This is a genomic window from Acinetobacter sp. ANC_7553 (assembly GCF_056779895.1).
In genome coordinates, this window is sequence record NZ_JBWYIV010000001.1 from 120,790 (window position 1) to 140,538 (window position 19,749).

General features: G+C 38.0%; 16 protein-coding genes. 8 read left to right on the plus strand and 8 right to left on the minus strand.

The window, feature by feature from the left end; genetic code table 11:
- Positions 1 to 68: 68 nt before the first annotated feature.
- Entirely contained in the window at positions 69 to 641 is a 573-nt protein-coding gene (locus AC1M9I_RS00615; protein ID WP_481592712.1) for a TetR/AcrR family transcriptional regulator, read from the minus strand.
- Positions 642 to 727: 86 nt separating this feature from the next.
- Here AC1M9I_RS00615 and AC1M9I_RS00620 point away from each other — a divergent pair, with 86 nt between their 5' ends.
- The 3 genes from AC1M9I_RS00620 to AC1M9I_RS00630 all read left to right on the plus strand — a co-directional run bounded on the left by AC1M9I_RS00620 (position 728) and on the right by AC1M9I_RS00630 (position 3,277).
- A complete protein-coding gene (locus tag AC1M9I_RS00620; RefSeq protein WP_035263780.1) occupies positions 728 to 1,498 on the plus strand; it encodes an SDR family oxidoreductase in 771 nt (256 codons plus the stop codon).
- A 22-nt stretch (positions 1,499 to 1,520) separates the two neighbouring features.
- Entirely contained in the window at positions 1,521 to 2,123 is a 603-nt protein-coding gene (locus tag AC1M9I_RS00625; RefSeq protein WP_035263778.1) for a 2-hydroxychromene-2-carboxylate isomerase, read from the plus strand.
- 101 nt (positions 2,124 to 2,224) lie between these two features.
- Entirely contained in the window at positions 2,225 to 3,277 is a 1,053-nt protein-coding gene (locus AC1M9I_RS00630) for an NAD(P)-dependent alcohol dehydrogenase (protein ID WP_481592711.1), read from the plus strand.
- Positions 3,278 to 3,336: 59 nt separating this feature from the next.
- On the opposite strand, the gene exaC is transcribed toward AC1M9I_RS00630, so the two are convergent.
- Positions 3,337 to 4,848: an acetaldehyde dehydrogenase ExaC gene (exaC, locus tag AC1M9I_RS00635; protein ID WP_481592710.1), complete on the minus strand. Its 1,512-nt coding sequence runs from the start codon at positions 4,846 to 4,848 to the stop codon at positions 3,337 to 3,339.
- Between the two features lie 204 nt (positions 4,849 to 5,052).
- On the opposite strand from exaC, the gene AC1M9I_RS00640 reads away from it, so the two are divergent.
- Entirely contained in the window at positions 5,053 to 6,228 is a 1,176-nt protein-coding gene (locus tag AC1M9I_RS00640) for a sigma-54-dependent transcriptional regulator family protein (protein WP_481594584.1), read from the plus strand.
- Positions 6,229 to 6,432: 204 nt separating this feature from the next.
- Here the strand turns inward: AC1M9I_RS00640 and mdh are convergent, their stop codons facing one another.
- The 3 genes from mdh to AC1M9I_RS00655 form a co-directional block, all read right to left on the minus strand.
- A complete protein-coding gene (gene mdh / locus AC1M9I_RS00645; protein ID WP_481592708.1) occupies positions 6,433 to 7,605 on the minus strand; it encodes an iron-dependent methanol dehydrogenase in 1,173 nt (390 codons plus the stop codon).
- Positions 7,606 to 7,911: 306 nt separating this feature from the next.
- Positions 7,912 to 8,877 (minus strand): alpha/beta hydrolase, encoded by a 966-nt coding sequence (locus AC1M9I_RS00650; RefSeq protein WP_481610601.1) that lies wholly within the window; start codon positions 8,875 to 8,877, stop codon positions 7,912 to 7,914.
- Positions 8,878 to 8,928: 51 nt separating this feature from the next.
- The gene (locus AC1M9I_RS00655) at positions 8,929 to 9,759 is read right to left on the minus strand and encodes an SDR family oxidoreductase (RefSeq protein WP_481594585.1); all 831 of its coding nucleotides are present in this window, start codon (positions 9,757 to 9,759) and stop codon (positions 8,929 to 8,931) included.
- Between the two features lie 229 nt (positions 9,760 to 9,988).
- Here AC1M9I_RS00655 and AC1M9I_RS00660 point away from each other — a divergent pair, with 229 nt between their 5' ends.
- The 3 genes from AC1M9I_RS00660 (at position 9,989) to AC1M9I_RS00670 (ending at position 14,282) form a co-directional block, all read left to right on the plus strand.
- Positions 9,989 to 12,031: a hypothetical protein gene (locus AC1M9I_RS00660; RefSeq protein WP_481610529.1), complete on the plus strand. Its 2,043-nt coding sequence runs from the start codon at positions 9,989 to 9,991 to the stop codon at positions 12,029 to 12,031.
- Positions 12,032 to 12,144: 113 nt separating this feature from the next.
- Complete coding sequence (locus AC1M9I_RS00665) at positions 12,145 to 13,860, plus strand: AAA family ATPase (protein WP_481589920.1); 1,716 nt, start codon at positions 12,145 to 12,147, stop codon at positions 13,858 to 13,860.
- 53 nt (positions 13,861 to 13,913) lie between these two features.
- A complete protein-coding gene (locus AC1M9I_RS00670) occupies positions 13,914 to 14,282 on the plus strand; it encodes a 5-carboxymethyl-2-hydroxymuconate Delta-isomerase (RefSeq protein WP_481610530.1) in 369 nt (122 codons plus the stop codon).
- Between the two features lie 34 nt (positions 14,283 to 14,316).
- On the opposite strand, the gene thiM is transcribed toward AC1M9I_RS00670, so the two are convergent.
- From thiM to AC1M9I_RS00685, 3 genes are all read right to left on the minus strand, one after another.
- A complete protein-coding gene (gene thiM / locus AC1M9I_RS00675; RefSeq protein ID WP_481610531.1) occupies positions 14,317 to 15,189 on the minus strand; it encodes a hydroxyethylthiazole kinase in 873 nt (290 codons plus the stop codon).
- A gap of 9 nt (positions 15,190 to 15,198) precedes the next feature.
- The gene (locus AC1M9I_RS00680; RefSeq protein ID WP_481610532.1) at positions 15,199 to 16,359 is read right to left on the minus strand and encodes a hypothetical protein; all 1,161 of its coding nucleotides are present in this window, start codon (positions 16,357 to 16,359) and stop codon (positions 15,199 to 15,201) included.
- A gap of 199 nt (positions 16,360 to 16,558) precedes the next feature.
- Complete coding sequence (locus AC1M9I_RS00685; protein WP_035263756.1) at positions 16,559 to 16,822, minus strand: hypothetical protein; 264 nt, start codon at positions 16,820 to 16,822, stop codon at positions 16,559 to 16,561.
- A gap of 304 nt (positions 16,823 to 17,126) precedes the next feature.
- On the opposite strand from AC1M9I_RS00685, the gene pepN reads away from it, so the two are divergent.
- On the plus strand, positions 17,127 to 19,736 hold the full coding sequence (pepN, locus tag AC1M9I_RS00690) for an aminopeptidase N (protein WP_481610533.1): 2,610 nt from the start codon (positions 17,127 to 17,129) through the stop codon (positions 19,734 to 19,736).
- Positions 19,737 to 19,749: the final 13 nt, after the last annotated feature.

The window sequence follows — 19,749 nt, forward strand, 5'->3', positions numbered from 1 at the left end:
ATGATGAGGAGATTATAGTATAGAACTTTTGGAACTAGGGTTTCGTCCATAAAACAATATAAAACGATTTATTTCGCAATCTCTTTTTTTAATAATTTCTTGAGCATCGCTAGACTAGAATTGAGAATATCTTTTTTTAAGCGTTCATCTTGAACTCCACGCGCTAATAGTACGGAGCCCACCATTTGACAGAGTATAGCCCAAGCGAAATCAGGTTCTGGAGCATACTGCGCAAATAGTTTGTAACCACGCTGAAGTTCTTTTTCAAAACATTGTTTAATGTCAGCATCAGCGCGTGAAACTTCAGCAGCAAGTGAGGGTAAAACACAGCCTTTTTCTGGGTGTTGAACGTGTAATAGAGAAAGATATCGGTTCATTTCAAAATCTAACCAAGATTCTGGATCTTGATGAGGATTCATTTCCCACTGTTGAATACTTGCTCCGATTTCAGATTCGATTAAGGCTTTAAATAAGTCGTTTTTTGAAGAAAAGTGAGAATAGAAAGCACCGCTGGTCATATTTGCAGCGTGCATAAAACCATCAACCCCAGTATTGTTAAAACCTTGTTTTTTTGCGAGTTCACCACTGGTTTTTAAAATTTCGCGACGTTTTTCTTCTTTGTATCCTGCTTTATATCTCATATTGAATATTCAATAACCATTGACTGTGCCTCAAAACTATAACATAGTGATCGTTATAATAACGATCGTTATTTAATGGAGAGATGATGAACGATCAGCAGTCAGAAATTAATCATTCAGAAGAAAAATCAACATATAACAAGGTCGCACTGATCATTGGTGCAGGAGATGCCACAGGCAGTGAGATCGCAAAACGCTTTGCACGAGGTGGATATACTGCTTGTATGACTCGACGCAATGCAGACAAGCTTGCACTTGTCATCCGAGAGATTGAAGCACACGGTGGTAAAGCTTATGGATTTGCTTCAGATGCAAGAAAAGAAGATCAAGTGATTCAACTGATTGACACAATTGAACGTGACATTGGTCAGATTGAAGTATTGGTTTTTAATATTGGAGCAAATGTGCCGTGTAGCATTCTAGAAGAAACAGCACGTAAATATTTTAAAATCTGGGAAATGGCTTGTTTTAGTGCTTTTTTAAATGGTCGTGAAGTCGCTAAACGGATGGTCGCAAGGCAGCGCGGCACTATCATTTTCACTGGTGCAACAGCAAGCATCCGTGGTTCATCATATTTCAGCGCTTTTGCTGGCGCTAAACATGCGTTAAGAGCCTTAGCCCAAAGTATGGCAAAAGAGTTAGGGCCTCATCATATTCATGTTGCGCACATCATTATTGATGGGGCGATTGATACTGATTTTATTAAAGATACTTTCCCTCATTTGTATGAAAAAAAACAGCATGACGGTATTTTGAATCCTCAACATATAGCTGATAACTATTGGCATATTGCTCATCAACCACGAGATGCTTGGACACATGAATTGGATTTGCGACCATGGTCTGAACAGTGGTAATCATATTTAATAAGGATAAGACATGACTACACAACAACAAAAAGTTGAATTTTATTTCGATCTTGGCAGTCCATTTAGTTATTTGGCTTTTTATAAGCTACAAGAAATCACCAAAAAATATAATGCAGTGATTGATTACACACCAATTTTATTGGGTGGAATTTTTAAGTCGACTGGTAACAAGAGTCCAATTGAGGTGCCTGTTAAAGGGATCTATTCAATGCAAGACTTAAGTCGTTGGTCAGATTATTATCAGATCCCGATGCAGATGAATCCATATTTTCCAATGAATACATTGACTTTAATGCGTATATTAACGGCAGTGAAAATCTATCATGATGAATATTTTGAAGTGATTTTGACCAAGCTTTTTGATGCGATGTTTAGAAAGCCCTTGAATTTAGCCGATCCAGAAGTTCTGATAAATTTATTTCAAGGTGATGCAATCGACGGTCAGCAACTTTTGGATTTAAGCCAAGATCCGGTGGTAAAACAAAAATTGATTGATGAAACAAACAATGCCGTACAACGAGGGGTATTCGGAGCACCTACATTTTTTTTGCGGGAAAATATGTACTGGGGGCAAGATCGCTTGCATTTTGTAGAGCGCGAATTACAAAAATAAGTGAAAAAGAAATTAAATTGAGACTCAGCTAAATTTATTAAAAATATTGATGTGATATAACGAATAAGAGAGTACGAAATTAACAGCTTGAGGGAGTCACGATGACCCATAATGTTTTAGCTTACGCAGCGCTTGATTCTAAAAGTCCATTGGTTCCATATACGTTTCAGCAACGTCAAGCTCGCCCCGATGATGTCATTATTGATATTGAATACTGCGGTGTATGTCATTCTGACTTACATCAAGCGCGTAATGATTGGGGTTTTAGTCGTTACCCAATTGTACCTGGTCATGAAGTAATTGGTCGCGTAAAAAGCATCGGAGCATCGGTAACGAAGTTTAAGGTTGGAGATCTGGTCGGAATCGGGTGTATGGTAGATTCATGTCGTACTTGTTCTGCTTGTCACCAAGGTTTGGAGCAATATTGTGAAGCTGGCAATACACAAACGTATGGTAGTTTAGATCGTCATGATCAAACACCTACTTATGGTGGCTACGCACAAACGATCATTGCGAGCCAAGATTTTGTATTGAAAGTACCTGAAAATTTAGATACACAATCCATTGCACCCATCTTATGTGCTGGGATCACGACGTGGTCGCCATTAAAACATTGGAATGTCGGTGAAGGCTCTAAAGTGGCTGTTGTTGGACTCGGTGGTTTAGGTCATATGGCGATTAAACTTGCTCATGCACTTGGTGCAGAAGTGACTTTATTTACACGATCAGCAAATAAAGAACAGGATGCACGTGATTTAGGTGCAGATCATGTCGTGTTATCAACAGATCCAACACAAATGAAATCAGTGAAAAATCAGTTCGATTTAATTATTGATACTGTGCCATATGATCATGATCTAAAGCCTTATATTCCGACACTTGCATTGAGTGGGACACTAGTATTGGTAGGCTATCTCGGAGAATTTAGCAGCAATTCCGTACCCATGATTATGGGAAGAAAATCAATCGCTGGATCGGTGATTGGTGGGATTCAAGAAACTCAAGAACTACTTGATTTTTGTGGTGAGCACAATATCGTGTCGGATGTAGAAGTCATTGATATGCAAAATATTAATGAGGCATTTGAGCGAATGCTTCAAAGTGATGTGAAATATCGTTTTGTGATTGATATGAAAAGTCTACAAGCCAGCTAATCCATTAAACTCCTGTAGCAGAAAAGAAGCGGCAATCTGCCGCTTCTTTAGCTTTTGTTTTAGAAGAAACCCATTGGTTTAGTAGAGTAACTCACCAATAAATTTTTAGTTTGTTGGTAATGATCCAGCATCATTTTATGATTTTCACGACCAATCCCTGATTTTTTATAACCGCCAAAAGCAGCATGAGCAGGGTAGATATGGTAGCAATTTGTCCAGACTCGACCTGATTGAATTGCACGTCCTGCACGATATGAAGTATGCGCTGATCGAGACCAAACACCAGCACCTAATCCATAAATGGTGTCATTGGCAATTTTGATGGCATCGTCGAAATCTTTAAATGTTGTCACAGCCAAAACTGGTCCAAAAATTTCTTCTTGGAATGTTTTCATGCTGTTATTGCCTTTGAAAATCGTCGGCTCAATATAAAAACCTTGTCCAATTTCTTCACGAGCTTGACCACCCGTAAGAATTTGAGCACCTTCTTCACGACCTGTAGCAATACAACCTAAAATTTTATCTTGTTGCTCTTGCGAGGCTTGAGCACCAATCATGGTTTCTGTATCAAGTGGATGTCCCGTTTTAATTCGCTTCACGCGCTCTACAGCCATCTCTAAGAATTTATCTGCAATACTTTCCTGGACTAAAGCACGTGATGGACAAGTACAGATTTCTCCCTGATTCAGCGCAAACATGGCAAAACCTTCAAGCGCTTTATCTAGATATTCATCATCCTTATCCATGATGTCTTCGAAGAAAAGATTTGGAGATTTGCCCCCAAGTTCTAATGTCACTGGAATAATATTTTCGGTGGCATATTGCATAATTAATTGACCGACTGCAGTTGAGCCGGTAAATGCAATTTTTGAAATACGTGGGTTTGTGGCAAGAGGGCGTCCTACTTCAACACCATAACCATTGACGATATTCAGCACACCTGGTGGTAAAATATCTTGTATCAGTTCAACTAAAACTAGAATACTGACAGGAGTTTGCTCAGCTGGTTTTAAGACAATACAGTTCCCCGCTGCTAATGCAGGCGCAAGTTTCCACGCCGCCATTAAAATCGGAAAGTTCCAAGGAATAATCTGTCCAACGACACCCAATGGCTCATGAAAATGGTAGGCGATAGTATCTTCATCAATTTCTGAAATACCACCTTCTTGTGCGCGGATACAGCCAGCAAAATAGCGGAAATGGTCAATACACAGTGGAATATCTGCAGCTAAGGTTTCACGGATAGGTTTACCATTGTCCCATGTTTCTGCCACAGCAAGTAATTCTAGATTCTCTTCTAAGCGATCTGCTATTTTTAATAAAATGTTAGAGCGAGTTGTTGCAGACGTTTTGTTCCATTCAGTTTTAGCGGCATGAGCTGCGTCCAAAGCGAGTTCAATATCCTCTACTGAAGAACGGGGAACTCGAGTAAAGACTTTCCCGTCTACTGGAGAAAGATTATCAAAATACTCACCTTTTACTGGAGGAACCCATTTCCCACCAATGAAATTTTCGTATTGTGCTTTAAATTGAACTTTAGAATCTGGTTGATTGGGATCAGCGTAGCGCATAGTGTCCATCCTTTGGTTGTGCTGTAAAGTTATGGAAAATATCTTCGTCTTTGGTATTAGATATCTTCTATTATTGATGAGTTAACATAACCACTATAAGGTTGGAAAAAGGTTGGAATGATGAAGGTTTACAACTGATCAACAAATACTATAACTATAATAAGTACAACACATGCATATTGGGAAATGTTGAGATAATAAGGAATGAACTCAATGCAGACTCTAATCAAGCAAAGACAACAAATAGAAACACTTAGAGAGAAAATCAGTCTTTCAACTGTACAGGCGAAACAACTTGGTCAGCATATTTTAAAGTCTTGGCAAAGATCGAAGTTGGCAGAAATTCCGAAAGAGCGAATGGTAGCGCCGTTGATCACAACGTGTACTGTTGAAAGTAACAGCCTAAATCAAGCATTGAAAATATGTGAACAAGAGTTAAAACATGTTGCACAACAATCATCTATGGTACTTGCGGTAGGCGATATCAACAGCACCATTATTTGGACGGAAGCTAGTCAACAAATGCGTAAGGCTGCAGAACGTGTTCACTTTATTGAAGGCGGTCAATGGCGGGAGGAAGTGGTTGGAACAAATGCTTTAGCATTAACCTTGAAAACTGAAAAATCAAGTTGTGTGTTTTCAAATGAACACTATATGGAGTCTATTCATGATTGGGTGTGCTATGCAGCACCAATTGTTGATCCATTTTCGAAGCAACTCATTGGTGTATTAGATTTATCAACGACATGGGATCATCACAATAGTTTTGGACTACTCGCAGCAGAACGTTGTGCATCTTTAATACAATCAGCATTACTGAATTATCAACGCCAACATTTATTTATTCGTACCTTTGGAATTCCTCAAGTTATATTTAACGGACGTACCTTGGTGGTGACACCTAGACAGATTGAAATTTTGACAATATTGGCATTATGTCCTCAAGGTCTTAGCTTAGATTCGCTTCATCAAGCTTTATATGGGGAACGAAAGGTAAGCATGGGAACTTTAAAAGCTGAAATGTCGCAGCTTCGAGATTTATTGGGTGGAATGTTAGGCTCAAGACCCTATAAATTACTGGCGCATATTGAGGCTGATTTCCTCCAAATCGAAAATGCTTTAGACGTTGGATTTATTGATAAAGCTTTACAGCAGGTCAATGGTGTAATGCTCGCAAAAACAGAAAGCCCATTCTTGTGTTCTTGGCGAAATTGTTTAGATTCGCGTTTGAGCGAAGCAATTTTTAAATATTGTGATGTTGAAGTGCTTTTAAAATACATTGCACGAAATCCTGATGCAGTTGATGCAATGGAGCGTTTAATGGAGTTATCACCGCAAGATCATTCAACGCAACAACTTTTACAGCACTATCATAATTGAGCCGAATTAAAGTAAAACACAACGGCCTAAAGCATATTCTTCATATTGTTAACGTATTTTATTCCCATTTTTATATACCTACAAAATTTTAAAGCCGCTGTTCCTGATGTAATGTACTACCGAATTCGATTGTGAACCAAAGAATAAAAAAAAGAGAATCTGAAGTGTATCCAGATTCTCTTTTAGATCTAGCAACTCAAAAATTTACATTGCAGCTTTAAAAATGTTGATGACTTGTTGGAGATCTGCTTTACGTGGGTTAGTGAGCATGCAGGCATCTTTTTGTGCATTTTGAGCCATCACTTCTAAATCTTCTTCTTTAACCGAAAGCTCTTTTAATCCTGATGGAATGCCAATGGATTGAGATAGGATTTTGATCGCATCAATTGCTGCATATGCAGCTTCATTAATGGTTAATCCTTCAATATTTACACCCATTAATTCAGCTATTTTGGCATAACGATCAGGGCAGGCAATTAAGTTGAACTCACAGACATGGGGAAGCAAAATCGCGTTACATACACCATGCGGAAGATTATAAAAACCGCCTAATTGGTGAGCCATGGCATGTACATAACCTAAAGAGGCGTTATTAAATGCCATGCCTGCCAAATATTGTGCATAACTCATTGCATCACGTGCTTCAATATTCTCACCATTAGCAACCGCAGGACTCAGCCATTGACTGATCATGCTAATGGCTTTTTCAGCACAGGCATCCGTAATTGGATTCGCTGCTGTTGAAACATAGGCTTCGACGGCATGAGTAAGCGCATCCATACCTGTTGCAGCTGTCAACGCTGCAGGTTTTGCGATCATCAGTTTAGGATCATCTATGGCAATGAGTGGAGTGCAACGCCAATCGACGATTGCCATTTTTACATGGGTTTCTGTATTGGTAATAATACAAAAACGCGTCATTTCCGAAGCAGTTCCTGCAGTTGTGTTGATTGCAATAAGAGGTGTCATCGGAACGGTGCTTTTATCGATTCCTTCATAGTCGCGAATGTGCCCACCACCTGCAGTCACTAAACCAATACCTTTAGCACAATCATGTGAAGAGCCACCACCTAAAGAAATAATAAAATCACAAGCATTATTATTGTATGCTTCCACACCATCGTGGACATTAATATCAGTCGGATTAGGCTCGGCACCAGCAAATATGTAGCTCTGCACTTGCGCTTCTTTTAAATAGCCAGCGATGATATCTGCGACACCAAATTTGTATAAACCTGCATCAGTCACAATCAGTGCTTTTTTAGCCCCTAAATTTTGAGCTTTGCTTCCAACTTCTTTAGCACTACCTGGTCCGAAAAGTGAAACACAAGGGATATAAAAACCGTTTGTTTGGTCTGCAATATTTTTAAAAGCCATGGTGAGATTCCTTTTACCATTTATTGTTGTGGTCGGTGATATTTACCGTGTTTGCAGTATTGGACACTCTTGCGATTATGTGTACCTACCAAATACCAACCCAATTTCTCCATGGCTCAAAACAAGAAACAGCAAGCAAGAAATAATATTTCAAATGGGTGAAAAGGAGATTGGTCGCAAAGGTCTGTGAAGAGATGGGGAGGTTGAAGAATAGAAATATTGTATGACCAAGAGAAAGTCCATTCAGCTTGATCAATACACATTAACAATCAAGACCAGTAAAATAAGGTCTTAGATGAACAGAATTTAAAGATTTTTTGAAGAAAGCCAAGCAAAGAGTTGGTCATACACTTGCTGACGAACCAGTTTTTTTGAAAGAACCAAATCATGCAGGCCATCTTTAATTGTCATTACAGTGACATCACCTTGTAATGCTTTTGCATATTTTTCGATGGTTTTTACATCTAAAATCACATCAGAGGTCTGAGCATTAATGTTGTATTTCTTGGGATTGGTCGTGCGACTTGAGTGCATAACAAGGAGTGGAACTGAAATTTTAGGACCAGATTGAATTTTCTGCTGTGCTTTCACAACAGCACCAATAAAACTCAAATACACTTTGGTGTAGGTTTTAGGTTTAAGCTTGAGATCAAAACTCCATTCACCGTTCAAATTTTCGTGCAAACTCTTCACGTAAAACTTATTTAATTCACTTGGTAATTGCATCAACGGAAATTGCTGAGCTAATTTTGCAATCATTGGAAGCGCATATTTCTTTTTCAAAACATTCATATTGAAATCATAAAATGGGCTGTTGGCCCAGATTGCTTTAATCAATGGATAATCAGGGTGTCGAATTGAAAAATAAGTGGCAGTTAAACCGCCTGTAGAATGACCGCATAATAATACCGATTCATTTCCCTCACTCTGAATTGCATTCAATGCGGCATGAATATCTTCATCATATTCGGTTAGGTCTTTCACAAAATAAGGTTTTTGATGCGGAAGTAGTGATCTACCGTATTTTCTAAGGTCAATGGCGTAAAAATGAAAACCTTGGGCATTAAATTTTTTCGCCATTTCTTGTTGGAAGAAATAATCAATAAAGCCATGGATATACAGCACAGCTTTTGTTGATGGAATATCCGATGGACGACGTACTAATGTTGCAATAACCTCACCATCATAATCAGGCGTAAATTTGAAAATATGTTGTTCAAATTTTTCACCTAAAATGTCGGGTTGGTAGTGTAGCGTGGTCTCAGCACTCATTTTTTCGATCATCTATTGATTCATTCCCTGATTCAAAATTGTTTAGATTGACTATAAATATTCTTTTAAAAGTTGTTCTGTATCGTCAAACAATCGTTGAGCTAAACTACGATTTTTCGCATGTGAAGATTGAAAAGCTGGTGTTTGCAAACTTTTGTATTGACCTGTTTTTTTAGACCATTCAGGTGATAACGCAATTTGATGAATAAGATTTGCCGGTTTGTTGGGTGAGATTAAGAACAATTTTAAAGCGCGATATTGATAGTTAGGAAGCTCGCGATAAATTTCGGAATCCACACCACCTGGATGAATTGCGTTACTGGTGATAGATGTGCCTCTGAGCTTTTCAGCTAAAGCATGACTAAATAGTAAATTTGCTAATTTACTATTTCCATAGCTGAGTACACCGTTATACTTTTTAACAGAATGAAATTTAAATTGATGTGTGTCAATTTTACCCAGAACATGCATCATGGATGCAAGATGAATGATACGGCCTGAAGGCGCGTTTTGAAGTAAAGGTAACAATTGCATTGTCCACACAAAATGTCCTAGATAATTGACACCTATTTGTTTTTCAAAACCATTAGCCGTTTCTTCTAATTTAGGCGTCATTAAACCTGCATTGTTGACCAAAATATCAATCTGTGAATATTTTTCTTTTAAAGTTTGTGCTGCAGATTTGACTTGATTTAAATCATTTAAATCTAATTCTACAATATCAATTTGACCATGACCTTTGGTGCTGATTTCTGCTTTAGCTTTCTGAGCTTTATCCAAATTACGACAGGCAAGTACGACATGATGACCATCTTCAACAAATTTTTTTGCTGTCGCTAATCCAATTCCTGTATTTGCACCTGTAATCACCACTGTTTTCATTATTGTCTCTAAAGTTCTTAGTATGAGATTGTTTTAATACAGTCAGAGGAGTGAGTCAAACGTACTTTCAAGAAATTTTCATATAATTGTTGCATGATACGAACTGCTTATCTGACTCATACAAAAGTTACAGAATCTGAATAGCACAACTCATTTTAAGATAGAATAATATAGTTATATCGTTGTTATTTTTAAAATTCTTCCAGTCTTTCTTATTTAGGCAAACTGTATGCTGGCGTGTCCTCCGCAAAATCCAAAGCAACGTCATCAATATACTGCACAGGCATTAATTGATCATTGCGATACACTCAAAGCCGTATTTCAGGATCAGTGGTTATATCTATGGACGATTACGCCTGAAAATTTATTCGTAATTGATCAGGAAAATAATAGCTTAGTGATCGCAGATGGACTGCTCACAGTTGAGTGTATCGATGATTATAAAATTCAATTTTATACATCCCACTCAAATGTCGAGATTCAAAAAATTGCGGATTTTATGTTCAATGATTTTAGTTTTATCTTTAATCATAAGGCCTCACATCATTCTTTATATTTAAAAACGAAAGTGCAGTTATTTCGTCAAATGCTGGTTGAAGAAGTCTTTAAATGGGTCGATGGAGAAAATCGTGTTGAACAGTACCTCTATAATTTGACCGATCAGCAAGCGATGCAGTTAGATCGAATCATGATGCAAAGTGAGTATTATGATGAACCTCATTTGCTGAATTTCAGTCGATTTGGTGCTGAAATACCTCTGGAAGTTGAACTAAATTTTAAACATCTGTGCTTGGTCAATTCAGTCATGGGAGATAATTTTCTTGCAGTGCAAAAATTGATTCCAGTATACGATCGGTTAAGCACTTCAGCAGAATTAATGTTGCCAAAACGGTTATATCGTATGGCACAAATTTCTTTCGAAGAACAATTTAGCTTATCTCAATTGGTAGACTTAGAGCCTGATTTCAATTTACTCAAACAGCATAACGAGCAAACACCGCATTTATTAGGTTTTACACGTTGGATCAAACGAGGGTATTGGCAGTATCAAGATATTTTCAATAAACAAAATTTTTTAAATAAAGATGTGCAGTATTGGGTAGAAGATATAGCGCAACAGTCGCCACTGTTTATACACAAAAGAGCAGTGAATTGGTTATTTAAACAAGATTATCTTGTCATCGACTGGGTAAGTGAAAATCTAAAAGATCCCAATATTCGATTGGCCGTCACCGCTTTAAGTTTTGTGGATTGCTCTAAAGTACATCCGCATGTCATACAACTCTCGATTCAATATTTTGAACAGGTTATCGGTCGTTTATTTATTTCTGAGTGTTTGCGTATTTCACAGCAACAATCATGGTTTGAACTATCTACTGAGCATCATTCATATACATTGAATGAGGCACAAAATGCTCAAGATTTAACAAAATCACAGCCACTCACGGCTTCTATTTTATATCTTAAGGAATGGTTGGACTTGTTATGGTCATTGGATCAGCAAGGATTGAGTTCAGTAAAATATGTCTTTAAACGTATTTCTCAAGTGATGCAGTCTTATATGTTGTTTTTAAATGATTTAGTTAAAGATCTGCCTGATGAAATCATCAAATTTATTGAGCCTTCAACACAACATCAAACGCATTTTCATTTTTTAATGCAGCAGTATCATATCAATCTAGATGAGTTTAGGCAGCGCTTTAAGCATCCAAATTCTCAATATAACCGAAGCAATAATATTTTTGACTCTTATGTCGCAGATTATCTAATTGATTTTTTCCAACAAGATAGAACTATTTCGAAAAATATGACATGGCCCGCATGGTATCAGCAAGCAATACGTTGGCATCAGCATTTACATTATGTGGATACATTGACGACTTTGAAATTGAGACATGCTGAAAGTCATTGGAAACGAGTATCACCTCAAGCAGTCATGTATACAGAGAATTGGAAATTTGTGGAGTTGAATGAATTAGAGCAAATTATTCAAGAGTCTGTAAATTATAAACATTGTCTGGCTTTATCTTATACCCAAAGAATTATTGATGGTGAATATGTGGCGTTCCATATGTCAAATTTACATGATCCCTCACAGCATTTGACACTCGGTTGTTTTTTTAAATTCGATCAGCTTCATTTTGACCAACTGCGTTTGCCCAATAACGAAGTTGCTGATCTAAAGGTTGTGAGGGAGGCCAAAGAGTTTGTACATCAAGTCAATGAAATGTTGATTTGGAATTTTGGAGATCCTGAACAAATCAACAACTGATGCGCCTTAAATTGACGTATTCACGCGTTAACATGATCATAAGACTGATTTTTGGCTTAACTTTTTGATGAAATGTCGTTAGGCTATGAGCGTTCAAATTAGGTTAAGCACATATGAAACAAGAAACTGCACTGAAGTTAATGAAAGCAGGAGAAAATGTCTTTTTGACAGGTTCTGCGGGTGCAGGAAAAACGTATACGCTTAATCAATATATTAATTATCTTAAGGCACGAAAAGTTTCAGTCGCCATTACTGCATCTACAGGCATTGCAGCCACACACATGAATGGGATGACCATTCATACGTGGGCGGGGATCGGGATCAAAGATTTTTTATCAGATGATGATCTAAAACGCATGAAAGAGCGTAAATATCTCAAAGAGCATTTAGAAAATGCGCAGGTATTGATCATTGATGAAATTTCGATGCTACATGCGAAGCAGCTTAATTTAGTTAATCAAGTGCTCAAGTTTTTTAAAGAGTCTGATGAAGCATTTGGTGGCATACAGGTGATTGCCGCTGGAGATTTCTTCCAGTTACCACCAGTCGGACGCAATGACGAAAAAAATCGAGATAAATTCTGTTTTATGTCCCAGGCTTGGGTAGAAGCGAAATTTCGTGTTTGTTATTTAACTGAACAACATCGACAAGATGACTCAGCCTTGAATGATATTTTGAATGCAATCCGTGCGCAAAATATTCAAGCCGAGCATATTCAAGCTTTACAACAAACGCGTGAGCAAGATATTGGTGAGACATTTACACGTTTGTATACCCATAATATGGATGTTGATGCCATTAATTACCGTCATTTAAATGAGATTGATGGGGATGGTCATCAATTTTGTGCACAAATGGATGGTAATGAAAAATTAATTGAGACATTAAAATCTTCCGTACGTGCACCAGAAGAATTGACCTTAAAGAAACATGCCAAAGTCATGTTTGTAAAAAACAATTTTGATGTGGGTTATATCAATGGCAGCCTTGGTGAAGTCATTGGCTTTGAAGAAGTAGATGATCACGGGGTATTACCTAAAGTTAAATTAACAGACGGCACTGTTCTGGTGGTCGAACCTGAAACCTGGTCTGTTGATAATGATGCAGGAAAGACAATCGCGAGTTTTTCCCAAGTTCCTTTAAGGTTAGCTTGGGCGATTACTATTCATAAGTCTCAAGGGATGACTTTATCGGCGGCGGAAATCAATTTGGCGAATACCTTTGAAAAGGGTCAGGGCTATGTCGCCTTATCTCGTTTGAAATCTATTGATGGTCTGAGGTTGCTCGGCTTCAATGAGCAAGCATTAGAATTAGACAGTTTAGCAATTAAAGCCGACCGAAGATTTCAAGAGCTCTCTGATGAAGCAGAAGCGCATTTTGGTGATGCTGATTTAGAAGCGCAACACAAGGCATTTATTCGGCACTGTGGTGGCACACTCAATGAGCTTGAGATTAGTCGTAATGAGAAAAAAATTGCCAAAAATGCAGGTAAAGCCAATTATGCCACCGCGACTCTCGATGAAACTCGCGAACTCTTTGAAAATGGTTATGAAATTCAGGATATTGCGGTTGAGCGTGGTTTAACGCCAGCAACCATTATTAACCACTTAGGCAAACTTCATCGTGAGCAGGGGTTAGATATTTCGGTTGCTCATCCTGGGGATGAAGTCGTTGAACAAGTACGTAAAATCTATAAAAAATTACTTAAAAGACAGAGTCCTGAACATTTTGGTGAAGATGGTGCGATCAAGTTGCGTCCGATCGTGGAAAATACCAATCCGCGTATGGGCTATGACCAAGTGAGATTAGCCTTATTATTCATTGAATAATGAGTTACGCATTTGAAATTGATTTTTTTAACACACAAGCAAAGGGAATTAAGATGCCACAGATGATCGTTGAGTATTCGGATAATATCCAAAATTTAGATGCGAAAGCGTTGCTTTTAGGCTTAAACCACGCTTTATTTGATACAGGTCTAGTGGGGCATCCTTCTGATATCAAATCACGTATTCGTGCTAATAGTGATTTCCTGATTGGTTTTGGCGAAGAGCCTCAAGCCTATATTCATGTTCGTTTAGGGATCATGACGGGGCGTAATGAAGTGCAAAAGAATCTTATTTCAGATCGCTTAAATGAGTATCTTCATAGCTTTAATGGTTATCATGCTCAAGGCTTAACGGTTCAATTGATCATTGAGTTGGCGGAAATGCCAAAAGAGCATTATCGTAAAGGTAGAGTTCAGAAGTAAGACTAAAAAGGCTGAAGTGATCTTCAGCCTTTTGTTATGCAGCAAAAGTCAGTATTTCGATATCTGCACTGTTTTGAATTTTTTCAGCCGAATAGCTATAGAGTTCATCGATGAAAGCGACATTAAAACTTCCGACAGTTTGAGCCTGCGTATAAGCGAACTTACCTGCGATGGCAAAATGTACATGAGCAGCAATACATGCAATGGTTGGTTTTGTCACACCAGCATAAGCAGCAATTAATGCTCCCAATGCACATCCTGTAGCGGTAACTTTTGGTTGTAAATGTGAACCTCCATTAATCTTAACTATATATCCATAAGACTTTGAAAGAATAAAATCAGATTCGCCGGAAATTGCGATACATTCAGAGTAATCTAATAAAGTTTTCGCTTGTTCTACTACGGCAGCGCTATCGAGGGTACTGTCTACACCCTTAGATTGATTTTGTTGTCCTGCTAAGCTCCCAATTTCTGAAGCATTACCTCGGATAATGGTGGGTTTAAACCGCAATAAATCATTTGTAATTTCACTGCGCCATGGCAAAACAGCACTATAGCCAACAGGATCTAATACCCAAGGTATATTTTTTTTGTGAGCAGTTTCTGTGGCAATTTTCATTGCGGCAACTTGTTCTGTATGAGGTGTACCTAAATTGATACTTAAAGCTTGACTAATACTTACGAAACTTTCAGCTTCAAAAGGATTATCAATCATGGCAGGTGAGGCACCAGCAGCTAACAGTACATTTGCGACATAGTTGGCAGCAACCTGATTGGTCATACAATGCACTAAAGGTTGAGTGGTTTTTAACAGATGCCATGCTTCAATGACCTGTTTAAGAATCTCTTGGGTTTGAACCTCGATATCTTTTGGAGCATTTGCTATCAAGTTTTCTGGATGATTCATAGTCGTTCGCTAGCGTGTAAAATAGTGGTCTTGGTGATTACAATTACGACAAATTAAACTGACATAGTCATCTGCGTCATAATCCACAGAAAGTTCATTCGAGCCACAATTCATACAACGTTTTTGTGAGTAGAAATTTAAACGTGGCTCGATTTTACTCCACGATCGCCAAACGGGTTGAAAAAAGATTGATTCATCATAGCCTAGAAAATGAAAAAATAAGATTTCGCTCATTTTACTTAAAGGCAAGTTAGGTAGCCTTGGCAGTGTTGAGGTTTCCCATTTTTCAGCTAAAGAACGTTCACGATATTGCTGTAAGGTCTTTTTTAAAAGGTTGGTATTGATAAAATTTTCATTACGGGCTTGGAGTGCTTTCTGATGGTGCAAATATTCAAGCGCAGTTTGAACTAAATAATAGATTTGACCCACAGCGAGAGAGTCTAATAATCTAAAACAAAAGGTTTGAAAACTCTGATTTCCAGCAATTTGAACGCCCCAAGTACGACAGTAGTATTGCGCAAATTGAATAATTTCTTGGTACAACAGAGTATAGAGTGCACTTTTGACTTCATCACTATTTTTAAATGGTACACCTTGGCTCAGATTTTCATAAAAGAGCTGACGTAACGCTTGAGTAATACTAAACAAGCTCGGCTCAGAATAGCCGTCAAGACGGACATTAATATAGTATTGACTGAGTTCACTCGAAAAGTCACGTGGGACAAGAATATTGTCTTTCAAAAGTTGTTTCATCAAATGATTTTGAAATAAATAACTTGGGGTAATGGTGTGATATTTAATATTTTCCCAATCGATGAATTCTTGATGTTGGGTATGCTCATGAACTTGTTGATCTAATATTGAGAGTAAAAACAACTTGTGCATAAAGCTCAGTTGATGCAAATCGAGTTCTTGTATGTCCTTATTCTTCGATGCAATCTTACGTTGTTCTTGAATGCGAGTTTCTTGCATCATTTTCTTTCGTTTTGCTATGCAGCGCTCACAATGGCAGTTGCGGTTTTCATCTTGAAAGACTTGATGATGGCAGTAAGAGCATTGATGGAATAGGATTTCTTTATCAAATTCTTCTGCTTCAATAAAGTACATACTGGCCTGACAAAGTGGACAGAAACTACTTTCATCAGCATTTTTTTGGAGAATTTGCAACATGGCAGCACTTTAATTTCAAGATGAAAGAATTATACACACGATTGTTCAACATCGCTTGATTGAGTCAGTATTGAAAACAAATCTGACTGGTGTTGCGATCAATAAAATAAGCAGGTGAATGCCTGCTTATGTGAAATATATGAATAGATCGAACCAGAAAATCATTTCCTCAAGTGTTAGATCGACCTAGATGGAGGATTTAATAGGTTAAAGGGCAAGGGAGCTCTGAATCGGAAAAATGTTGCATTTTAGCTTGGATCAGTACCTGAGATTTCTTTTGAGATAATCTCTTGATTCCGAGTGCATCATAGTTTTTCAATACAGCTGTGACTTCTGATGTTTCAATAGGCATTCCCTCGCTGGTTAAAAATGCTGCAATCACGCGATGATCAATTTTAGCAGCATCCATCATCTGCATGGTTTTGATGTTTTCTACTCTGACTATGTGGTCCCTGATGAGCATATTTCACCTCATTTATGATTTATAAGTTTTTTGATGATTACCGCTCTTAAACTGAAGCAATAATTATGCTTGAAAATAAAGAAGTGAATTTTTGTTACATTTCTATCGTACTTAGACAAGATATTTGAAACGGGTAATAAAGAAGCAAACTGTTGTTACTACAAATAAATTAAATTGAAAAAAACATGAATAGACCCATATTAAATAGAGCGTCAAACACAGACAATTCGTCAATTTTGACCTATGATCAATTGACTTCACATAAAAGCATAATCGCTGTAAAGAACAGCTTATAGGACGAGTTATGAATATCGCGGCAAATCCAGTGATCGAAGCAGATCAAACGATTTTTTTGAAAGATTATCAGAAGCCAGCATTTGTCGTGGATTCGATTGATTTAAATATTCAAGTCTATGACGATCATACGATGGTGACAGGCACACTAAAAATGCAACGTCAGACTGAAGGTGATTTGGTGTTGCTTGGTCGTGAGCTTGAGTTGAAGTCAATTACACTGAATGGTCAAGAGTTAGATTCTTCGCAATATCATCTAGATGATGAACAGTTAGTGATTAAAGATGCACCTGATGATGCATGCATCGTTACAGTCGTTAAAATTCATCCTGAATCAAACACACAACTTGAAGGTTTATACCAAGCAGCATCTGATCTGTTTGTAACTCAAAACGAACCAGAAGGCTTTCGTAAAATTACGTTCTATCCAGACCGTCCAGATGTGCTTTCTGTTTTCACAACACGTGTCGAAGCGGATAAGAAATTTCCAGTCCTACTGGCGAATGGTAATTTAATTGAAGCGGGTGAAGTAGGCGAAGGACGCCATTATACCATTTGGCAAGATCCAACCAAGAAACCAGCCTATCTCTTTGCATGTGTCATTGGAGACTTAGCGGTATTAAAAGATCGTTACGTCACTTCTGAAGGTCGTGATGTAGCCCTAGAAATTTATGCTGAAGAAAAAGATATTCCTAAGTGCCATATTGCCATGGAAGCACTTAAACATTCTATGCGTTGGGATGAAGAGCACTATGGATTACCTTATGATTTAGACAATTATATGATTGTCGCGACCAGTGCATTCAATATGGGTGCAATGGAAAACAAAGGGCTTAATATTTTTAACACATCATGTGTTTTAGCTGATGAAGAATACACGACTGATGCTGCGATTATGCGTGTTCAATCTGTTATCGCTCATGAATATTTCCATAACTGGACGGGTAATCGAATCACTTGCCGAGACTGGTTCCAACTTTGTCTGAAAGAAGGTTTAACCGTTTTCCGTGATCAATCTTTTTCTGAGGATTTGCAGTCCGCTGCTGTTCAACGAATTGATGATGTAGCAGTGCTTAAAGCGCACCAATTCCCTGAGGATTCAGGCCCATTGTCTCATCCTCCACGTCCAGATCATTTCGTAGAAATTAATAACTTCTATACAGCGACTGTGTACGAAAAAGGTGCAGAAATTAACCGAATGATGGCGACTTTATTAGGTAAAGAAAAATTCCGTAAAGGAACGGATGAGTATTTCAGTCGCCATGATGGTCAAGCTGTGACTGTGGAAGATTGGGTTGCTGCATTATCAGCAGGTTCTGGTGTGGATTTATCTGGATTTTTAACTTGGTATAACCAACCGGGCACACCTAAGCTTGAAGCCAAAGGTGAGTATGATGCTGAGCAGAAAACTTATCGTTTAACCTTTAGGCAAAGTTTAAAACCACATCCAAAATATCCAAACTTAAAAGCGGTTCCAATTCCTGTCGCTTTGGCTTTGTTTGATGAACACACTGGTGAGCAACTTCAACTCGAATGCTCAGCTTTGGTTGAAGATCAAGTCAAAGATGGTGTTTACTTATTCACGACTGATGAAGCAACGATCGAGTTTAAAAACGTGGCGAAGGTGCCTGTAATTTCATTATTACGAAATTTCTCTGCACCCGTGAATTTAGAGTTTAATTATACTGATGAACAGCTTGCGTTCTTATTACAGTACGAAACCAATGGCTTTAATCAGTGGCAAGCGACGCAAACATTGCTTGAGCGCATCTTATTAAATGACCAAGCTGCTGACATATATATTGAAGCAATGTTAAAAACGCTACCTAGAGTAATTCAGCAAGATCCGCTGTTAGCTTCGCGTTTATTTGATGTTCCGAGTGAAGGTTATTTGGGTAGCCGTATTGACCACGATTATCAACCGACAGTGATCTATGAAAAGCGTAATGCTCTATTAGATACTTTGTCTCGCCGTTTAGGTGATTTTGCTAAAAAGACTTATTTATCCTTAGATCCAGCAACACAGTCAGATTTTTCCCAAGCTATGGGTACACGTGCCTTAAAGAACATCATGCTTTCTTTTATTGCGCGTCAAGGAGATGAGGCTGCATTTGACTTAGCTGAGCAACAGTATCGTCAAACACGTAATATGTCTGAACGTTTAGGTGCTTTAAAAGTGTTGGTGTGGAATGATGCACCGCAAGCTGTTGAGATTTTAGAAGATTTCTATGCGCGTTTTAAAGATGAGGCTCTATCAATGGATCAGTGGTTTATGATCCAAGCAGCTCATCCGAAAGCGACAGCAGAGACGATTCAAAAACTGACATCACATGCTGATTACGATCTTAAACTACCTAATCGAATCCGTGCTGTAACTGGTGGTTTAAATTCAAACCCTGTGAATACTTGGGGTTTTGGGGTAGATCACATTATTCAGTTGGCTCAATATTTGGATGAAAAGAATCCGATTGTAGGCTCACGTTTGTTACAACTTTTGTCACGTTGGTACACGTTAGCCCAACCTCAACAAGCCGAAGTCAAAGCGAAACTCGAAGCATTGAAACCTATCGTGAAATCTAAAAATGTATCGGAAACTTTAAATAGTATGCTTGCTGTTTAAATCACAAATAAAA